Origin of the sequence: Micrococcus sp. HMSC31B01 (genome assembly GCF_001816085.1) — a bacterium.
Classification (GTDB): domain Bacteria; phylum Actinomycetota; class Actinomycetes; order Actinomycetales; family Micrococcaceae; genus Micrococcus; species Micrococcus luteus.
In genome coordinates, this window is sequence record NZ_KV824942.1 from 1 (window position 1) to 8,332 (window position 8,332).

The window sequence follows — 8,332 nt, forward strand, 5'->3', positions numbered from 1 at the left end:
CGTCCCCGGTTCCGGCGGCGCACGCCGCGCGGAGGCTGCCCGCCCACGTACGAGGCGGCGGGGTCCACGAGGAGGCCGCCGGCGGCCAGCGCGGTGCGCCCCACGAGCATGCGGAAGCCCATCTCGTCCCGGTGGGTCAGGGTCACCTCCGCCTCGATCGTGCGGCCGGCCAGGGTCAGCGGCATCACGACGACGACGCGCTCCTGCGCCTCGCCGTTCGAGGAGCGGACCGTGCGCAGGTCGGCCACCGGCAGCTCGGCCGTCCGCGCGTCCGCGGCCGAGGTCTGCCACGGGTGCACCTCGAACCGGACCCACGCGGCGCCGTCGCGGGTGAACCGCTCGATGCCGAAGGCGTGGAGCGCCGAGGTGCGGGCGCCGGTGTCGATCTTGGCCTTGATCCAGGGGGTGTGGGCGGCGGGCAGGCCGACCCATTCGCGCCAGCCCACCAGCCCCGGGCGAGCGGCGCCGTCGTCGGTGGGGGGCACGCCGTGGGGGGCCGGGGCCGTGTGCTTAGATTCAGACACGCCCCTCATCCTCCCAGGAAAGCGGTCATGAAGCTCGCCATCCTCTCCCGTTCCCTGCGCGCCTACTCGACGCAGCGCCTCAAGACCGCGGCGCTCGAGCGCGGCCACCAGGTGAAGGTCCTGGACACCCTGCGCTTCGGCATCGACCTCAGCTCGGACGAGCCCGATCTGATGTTCCGCGGCCGCCCCCTCTCCGGCTACGACGCCGTGCTGCCGCGCATCGGCAACTCGGTGACCTACTTCGGCACCGCCGTGGTGCGCCAGTTCGAGCAGATGGACGTCTACACGCCCAACACGGCCGCCGGGATCATGAACTCGCGGGACAAGCTGCGTGCCACCCAGATCCTCTCCCGCCACGAGATCGACATGCCCGCCACCGTGTTCGTGCGCAACCGCGGCGAGGTCTCCACGGCGATCGACATGGTGGGCGGGGCGCCCGTGGTGATCAAGCTGCTCGAGGGCACCCAGGGCATCGGCGTGATCCTGGCGCCGACCAAGAAGGTGGCCGAGGCGATCATCGAGACGCTGCACGGCACCAACCAGCAGGTGCTCATCCAGCGGTTCGTGGAGGAGTCCAAGGGCACGGACATCCGCGCGCTCGTGGTGGGGGACCGCGTGGTGGCCGCGATGCGCCGCCGGGCCCAGGGGGACGAGTTCCGCTCCAACGTGCACCGCGGCGGCACCGTGGAGCGCGTCGAGCTCTCGCCCGAGTACGCGGAGACCGCCGTGCGGGCGGCCCACATCATGGGCCTGCGCGTGGCGGGCGTGGACATGCTCGAGGGCGAGCACGGCCCGCTGGTCATGGAGGTGAACTCCTCCCCGGGGCTGCAGGGCATCGAGGCCGCCACGGACCTGGACGTGGCCGGCGCGATCATCGACTACGTCGCGGACCAGGCCGGCTTCCCCGACATCGACGTGCGCCAGCGCCTGGCCGTGTCCACCGGGTACGGGGTCGGTGAGATCACCGTGCACGCCGGCTCCGGCTGGGTGGGCCAGTCCATCGAGGACTCCGGGCTGCTCGCGAAGGACCTGCAGGTGCTCACCCTGCACCGCGGCACCTCCGTGTTCCCCAACCCCGCGGACACCAAGGTCCTCGAGGAGGGCGACCGGCTGCTCTGCTTCGGCAAGACCGAGAACATGCGCGCCCTCATCCCCGCCCGCGCCCGCCGCCCCAAGCGCGTGCGGAAGCTGCCGGCCACCCCGATCCTCGCCTCCGTGGCCGAGGAGGCTCCGGCGCCCGAGGCGCCCGCCGACGACGCCTGAGCCCGGGCGCGGGGCTCAGCGGGCCGGGGCGAACGCGCCGATGCCCGTGAGGTGCCGGCCGAGCGTGAGCTGGTGGACCTCGTCCGTGCCCTCGTAGGTGCGCACGGACTCGAGGTTGTTCGCGTGCCGCAGCGGCGAGTGCTCCAGGGTGATGCCGTTGCCGCCGAGCATCTCGCGGGCCTCCCGGGCGATGCCGATGGCCACGCGGCAGTTGTCCAGCTTGCCCGCCGAGATCATGGCGGGGGTGAGCGGGCCGGCGTCCTTGGCGCGGCCGATCTGGTGCGCCAGCAGGTAGCCCTTGCCGATGGCCACGGCCATGTCCGCGAGCTTGGCCTGCGTCAGCTGGTGGGAGGCCAGCGGCACCCCGAACTGCTGCCGCTCCATCGCATAGTCGAGGACGGCGTCGAAGGAGTCGCGGGCCGCACCCATCGCACCCCAGATGATCCCGTAGCGGGCCTCGTTGAGGCACTGGAAGGGGCCCTTGAGCCCGACGGCGGAGTCGGCCGGCAGCATTGCGGAGGCGGGCAGGCGCACGCCGTCGAGGTGGATCTCGCACTGCACCGAGGCCCGCATGGACAGCTTCTGGGTGATCGCCTCGGCACGGAAGCCGGGGGTGTCCGTGGGGACCACGAAGCCGCGCACCCCGCGCCCGTCGCCGGGCTCGCCGGTCTGCGCCCAGATGATCGCGACGTCGGCCAGCGTGGCCAGCCCGATCCAGCGCTTGACCCCGTCGAGCACCCAGTCGCCGCCGGGCTCCTGGCGGGCCGTCGTCGTCATGGAGGCCGGGTCCGAGCCGGCGCCCGGCTCGGTGAGGCCGAAGCAGCCGACCGCCTCGCCGGTGGTCATGCGCGGCAGCCACTGCGCCTTCTGCTCCTCGGAGCCGTGCTTGTGGATCGCACCCATCGCGAGCGAGCCCTGCACGGAGACGAAGGTGCGCAGGCCGGAGTCGCCGGCCTCGAGCTCCTGCGCGGCGAGGCCGTACTCCACCGCCGAGCGGCCGGGCATGCCGTGGCCCTCGTAGGGCATGCCGAGCACGCCGAGGCGGCCCAGCTCGGGGACGATCTCGCGCGGGAACACGGCGTCGTCGTACCAGCGGGCGATGTGCGGGCGGATGTGCTCGTCCACGAAGCCGCGCACCTGCAGCGCGACGGCCTTCTCCTCGGCGGAGAACAGGGAGTCCAGGCCGACGACGTCGGCGCGGCCGAGGAACGAGTCGGCTTCGGCGTGGAACGGGGTGGTCATGGCGGGGGTCCTCTCTGCGGGGTGGTCAGCGGGTGTCGAGCCAGGTGTTGACGGCCGCCGTGTCCGCGCCGAGCGCGGGCGGCGCGTGGTGCGGGTGCGCGACGGGCGGGTCCCACTGCACCGGGTGGCGGAACTGCCGGCCGGCGGGGGCGCCGGAGCGGTCCTGGACCTCGACGGTCGGCTCGAGGCCGAGGGACTCGGCCAGCTCGACGCCCTCGGCGACGGTGGACACGAGGCCGACCGGGAGTCGCTCGGCCTGCAGCACGTCCCGCCAGTGGGCGGCCGTCTCGGCCGAGAGCGCGTCCTCCAGGGCGGTGCGCAGCTCCTCGCGGTGCTCGACCCGGTCCGTGTTCGTGGTGAAGCGCGGGTCCTCGGCGAGCTCGGGGACGCCGAGGGCCGCGGCGAAGGTGCGGAACTGCGCGTCGTTGCCGATGGCGACGGCGAGCGGCGCGTCCCCGCACGCCAGCAGCTGATAGGGGGCGATCGAGGGGTGGTCGTTGCCCATCCGCCGCGGGACGACGCCGGCGCCGAGCCATGCCTGGCCCTGGTTGGCGAGCGCCCCCTGCAGCGAGGAGAGCAGGTTCAGTCGCAGGTGGGCGCCCTCCCCGGTGCGCTCGCGGCGCAGCAGGGCCGCGAGCACGCCGGCGGTGAGGTCCTTGGCCGTGAGCACGTCCACCAGGGCGACGCCCGCCTTCATCGGGGCGTCCGGTTCGCCGGTGATGCTCATGAGCCCGCCCGCGGCCTGGACGATGAAGTCGTAGCCGGGCAGGTCCCGGCCCTCGCGGTCGCCGAAGCCGGAGACGGCGGCATAGACCACGGACGGGTTCTCCCGCGCGACCTCGTCGTAGCCCAGGCCGAGGCGCTCCATGGTGCCGGGCTTGAGGTTGTGGACCACGACGTCGGCCCGGGCGGCCAGGGCGGCGGCCCGCCGCTGGTCCTCGGGGTCCTTCAGGTCCCAGCCGACCGACTCCTTGTTGCGGTTCACGGACTCGAAGTAGGTGGCGCCCGTCGCCGAGCGGGGCGGGGCCCAGCCGCGGGTGTCGTCGCCGCGCTCGGGGTGCTCCACCTTGATGACGCGGGCCCCGAGGTCCGCCAGCGTCATGGTGGCGAGCGGGCCGGCGAGGACGCGGGAGAAGTCGGCGACGAGGACGCCGTCGAGCGGGAGCGAGGCCGGGGAGGGGGCGGTGGTGGCCGGGGGCACGGCGGACTCCTCACTGTGGCGGACGACACGATGATGCATCCCACCCAAGCACCGTCCTTTCATTCCGTCCAATGACTCTTGGGCGGCCCACTGATGCGCGGGAGTCATCGGTGCGGGGCGGCCCGGGGCGGCCGGGAGAGGTGGGCACGGGGAGGACCCGGGGCCGCGCGCAGACGCTGTCAACTTCGCCGTCCCCAGATCCGGGCACCTTGTCCACAGGAGTTGTCCACAGATGTGGAGAGTGTGGATGACGGTGTGGATAGGCGTGTACCAGACCGTGTAATAAGGGTGCAAACGAGGCTGCTGTCAAGTTGGATCGATGGGGCCGAAAGGGGGGTGGAGAAACTTCCTCCACAGCCCTGGGGATCGCATCGTCCCAGGTCAGAGCGGGATTATGGGAGCGGTCGAGCGGTTGTCCCCAGCGTGGTCCTCAGGCGATCCACGCGACACGCCGCCGAATCCACACGTTGTCCACAAGGCCTGTGGGAAACGCGGTTGCCCAGCCTCCACGGCGCGCGTAGTGTCGCGTGGTATCCCCAACGCGAGGGCGGGTATTGGCCGCAGGTGACCACTGACAGGCGCGCATCCGCTCGGACCGTCGCCCCGGGGACCGTCGCACCGTCCGCCTGCAGGAGGGTGCGGCGGCACGGGCGGTGACAACAGAGGAATCAGAGCCGGGAAGACCGGCGAGGGCCGCCGTCGTGCGGGCTGTGGGAAGGGAGTCTCCGGACGTTGACTGAGAACTACGGAGACTCGGGCTCCTACGACGGCGGCCGTTCCTCTGAACGCTTCCTGCCGCCCCAGGACCTTGAGGCGGAGCGCTCGGTGCTGGGCGGCATGATGCTCTCCAAGGACGCGATCGCGGACGTGGTGGAGCTGCTGCGCGGCCACGACTTCTACCGGCCCAGCCACGAGATGATCTACGAGGCGATCATCGACCTCTACGGCCGTGGTGAGCCCGCAGATGCCGTCACCGTGGCGGACCTGCTGAACAAGCGCCAGGAGCTCAGCCGCGTGGGCGGCCCCGCCGTGCTGCACGAGCTGATCCAGTCCGTGCCCACCGCCGCCAACGCGAGCTTCTACGCGGAGATCGTGGCGGAGAAGGCCGTCCTGCGGCGCCTCGTCACCGCCGGCACCAAGATCACCCAGCTGGGGTATCAGGGCGACGGCGAGGTCGAGGAGATCGTCAACGAGGCGCAGTCCGAGATCTACAAGGTGGCGGAGAACCGCCAGTCCGAGGACTACGTGCGCCTCGCGGAGATCATGGAGCACGCCGTCGACGAGATCGAGGCGGCCGGCAACCAGGGGGAGGGCCTGACGGGCGTCCCCACCGACTTCTACGACTTCGACGAGCTGACGCAGGGCCTGCACGGCGGCCAGATGATCGTGATCGCGGCGCGCCCCGCCGTCGGCAAGTCCACGCTCGCGCTCGACTTCGCGCGGGCCGCGGCCATCCACCACAACATGGCGACGGTGTTCTTCTCATTAGAGATGGGGAAGAACGAGATCGCGATGAGGCTTCTGAGTGCCGAGGCGACGATCGCCCTGCAGGACCTGCGCAAGGGCACCATCCGGGACGACCAGTGGTCCAAGATCGCCGCGACCGTGGGGCGGCTGAACGAGGCGCCGTTCTTCATCGACGACTCCCCGAACATGACCATGATGGAGATCCGCGCCAAGTGCCGGCGGCTCAAGCAGAAGAACAACCTCAAGATGGTGGTGCTGGACTACCTGCAGCTCATGAGCTCGGGCAAGAAGGTGGAGTCCCGTCAGCAGGAGGTGGCCGAGTTCTCCCGTGCCCTCAAGCTGCTGGCCAAGGAGCTCGACGTGCCGGTGATCGCGCTGAGCCAGTTGAACCGTGGCAGTGAGCAGAGAACGGACAAGCGGCCGCAGGTGTCCGACCTGCGCGAGTCCGGCTCGATCGAGCAGGACGCGGACATGGTGATCCTGCTGCACCGCGAGGACGTGTACGACAAGGAGTCCCCGCGCGCCGGTGAGGCGGACCTGATCGTGGCCAAGCACCGCAACGGGCCCACGAAGACCATTGTGGTGGGGTTCCAGGGGCACTACAGTCGCTTCAGCAACCTCGCACAGGATGGCGGGGGTTCTGGGGGGTTCTAGGCCCCTGATGGATGGCAAAGGAGCCCTAGGTGAGCAAGTTCCACGTGGACCAAATCGCAACTCGTATCCGCGAGCTGTACTCGACGGATTGTTGGGACGCAAACCTTTCGGATGTAAATAACCTTTCCCGCTTGCTTGCCCGCTATGCCGTAGATCTCACGATTCCTGAGTCAAGCGACAGTGGGAATCAGCGTATTGTCGAAGTAATCGACGGTGGCGAGGACCGCGGGATCGACGCGATTGGGATTGATTTTGTGTCCCAGTTGGTCGTTCTGGTTCAGTCAAAGTGGCGTCAGGACGGATCGGGCACAATGGACCTGGCCGGACTGCTAAAGTTTCGCCGCGGAGTCGAAACCCTGCTAGGCATCAGGACGGATAACGTCCCCGTGAGTGCATCTCCTGAAATGCGTATGGCAGTATCGGATATTTTGAAGAAACCAGGCACCCGGATGCGCTTCATTGCTGTAACAACTGCGCAGGAAGAGCTCCCCACGCAACAGCAAGAGTCTATGAATGAACTTTTGTCATCAGTTAATGAAGGGGGAGCAAGTGAGCCCATTGCGAGTTTTGTACACTTGGGGCAAGGTGCTCTCTTTGACTCTATTGTTGAGCGAGAGCCTATGGATCTTGACCTCAACATGCAGATTTTTAATTGGGGGAAGATTGATGAACCCAGGCGGATGGTTTACGGGCGTGTAGACGCTGCCCAAATTGCCCAGTGGTATCGTGACCATGAACACAAGCTTTTCGCAGAGAATATTCGCCTAGTTATCCCCCGGTCCGATATCAACGACGGCATTAGAAAGACCCTCACATCCGAGCCTGAAAACTTTGCCTACTTTAACAACGGAATTACTATGGTGGTCCGTGATATGCAGGTTGCTCCCGCGGGGTCTGCGACCCGCGAAGCGGGGTACTTCACTGCCAAGGGTGTATCTATTGTGAACGGGGCCCAGACCGTCTCTACGATCGGACGGATTTCTAAGAGCGAGGGTAGCCTTGATTTTCTCGAGGCAGCCTCGGTAATGATTCGTTGTATTGTCGTGAGTGATGAAGAAGCCGAGTTTGGTAGGCTCGTAACTCGATACGCCAACACCCAGAATGATGTTTCTACCCAAGATTTCGCATTCCTTGACGCCGAACAGCATCGCCTTAAGTCCGAAATTAAGGTAATGGGTTTCGAGTATCTTTTGCGGTCGGGCGAGGATGTTCTCACGGAGTCCTCCGATAAGAGAATTGACGTCCGCAGCGCGGCAATCGCTCTGGCCTGCGCGCACCGGGATGTGGAACTGAGTGTCTTGGTCAAACGCGAGATTTCACAACTCTTCTCGGACAGGTATAGAACGATTTTTAATCCTTCCACTGATCCGCGACTCCTTGTTTCATCTGTGCTGGTGAATCAGGTAGTCGAGAATAAGCTCGGTGAGCTAGAGCCTCTTACGGAGGGGGTGAAGAATGGAGTTATAATTCATGGCAAGCGTGTAATTTCTCACCTGATCTTGAGGGGTATTGGAACTACTAATCTAAGTTCCTCTGAGTTTGCCATCGAGAACTATGATTCGTGGATCGAGGACGAGTGCGAGAGGATCGTCGCCGCGCTTGTGGAGAATTTTCCGGATAATTCGTACCCTGGTAATGTTTTTAAAAACACCATTCGCGTACGTGCTTTGCTTAACGAGAGTTCCCTCCTGTGAGCTCGGGTGTTATGTGAGGGCTCGGATGGGCTGCGTTGCGAGGAACTTCGAGCAAACACTTGGCATCGGAGGGCGCTACCTCGTGATGGTCAACGCGGCGAGCATGTTGTTCAGGTTGCCCTAGGGACTGTGGTGCGCCCAAATAGCGGACGCTATGCGGGTAGTCAGTGTCAGTGAACGGCTTGACATCCAGGTAGCAGGACATAGTTTGTACCGCCTCATTGCGTTACATAAGGGCAACGAAGCCGGTGACTTTTGGGCTAGCTGTTGTGGGTCATGAGGTTCTT

6 protein-coding genes are annotated in these 8,332 nt (G+C 66.7%); 3 read left to right on the forward strand and 3 right to left on the reverse strand.

The features are described 5' to 3' along the window. Positions 1-524: ATP-dependent zinc protease family protein (locus HMPREF3105_RS01860; RefSeq protein WP_070708639.1), on the reverse strand; the 524-nt coding region annotated here is incomplete at its 3' end. Between the two features lie 27 nt (positions 525-551). Here HMPREF3105_RS01860 and rimK point away from each other — a divergent pair. Then, the gene (gene rimK / locus HMPREF3105_RS01865) at positions 552-1,787 is read left to right on the forward strand and encodes a 30S ribosomal protein S6--L-glutamate ligase (RefSeq protein ID WP_036314384.1); all 1,236 of its coding nucleotides are present in this window, start codon (positions 552-554) and stop codon (positions 1,785-1,787) included. A gap of 15 nt (positions 1,788-1,802) precedes the next feature. Here the strand turns inward: rimK and HMPREF3105_RS01870 are convergent, their stop codons facing one another. Continuing rightward, a complete protein-coding gene (locus tag HMPREF3105_RS01870; protein WP_036314382.1) occupies positions 1,803-3,029 on the reverse strand; it encodes an acyl-CoA dehydrogenase family protein in 1,227 nt (408 codons plus the stop codon). 25 nt (positions 3,030-3,054) lie between these two features. Further along, positions 3,055-4,230, reverse strand: coding sequence for a CaiB/BaiF CoA transferase family protein (locus HMPREF3105_RS01875; protein ID WP_070708640.1), 1,176 nt, complete (start codon positions 4,228-4,230; stop codon positions 3,055-3,057). Positions 4,231-4,962: 732 nt separating this feature from the next. Here HMPREF3105_RS01875 and dnaB point away from each other — a divergent pair. After that, positions 4,963-6,351, forward strand: a complete 1,389-nt coding sequence (gene dnaB, locus HMPREF3105_RS01880) for a replicative DNA helicase (RefSeq protein WP_010079804.1) — start codon at positions 4,963-4,965, stop codon at positions 6,349-6,351. A gap of 29 nt (positions 6,352-6,380) precedes the next feature. Further along, on the forward strand, positions 6,381-8,045 hold the full coding sequence (locus HMPREF3105_RS12560) for an AIPR family protein (protein WP_246830314.1): 1,665 nt from the start codon (positions 6,381-6,383) through the stop codon (positions 8,043-8,045). Positions 8,046-8,332 lie beyond the last annotated feature (287 nt).

Bases quoted from the DNA above. Each gene is read 5' to 3' on its own strand.
- HMPREF3105_RS01870 (WP_036314382.1), bottom strand. From the start codon at position 3,029: ATGACCACCCCGTTCCACGCCGAAGCCGACTCGTTCCTCGGCCGCGCC.
- rimK (WP_036314384.1), top strand. From the start codon at position 552: ATGAAGCTCGCCATCCTCTCCCGTTCCCTGCGCGCCTACTCGACGCAG.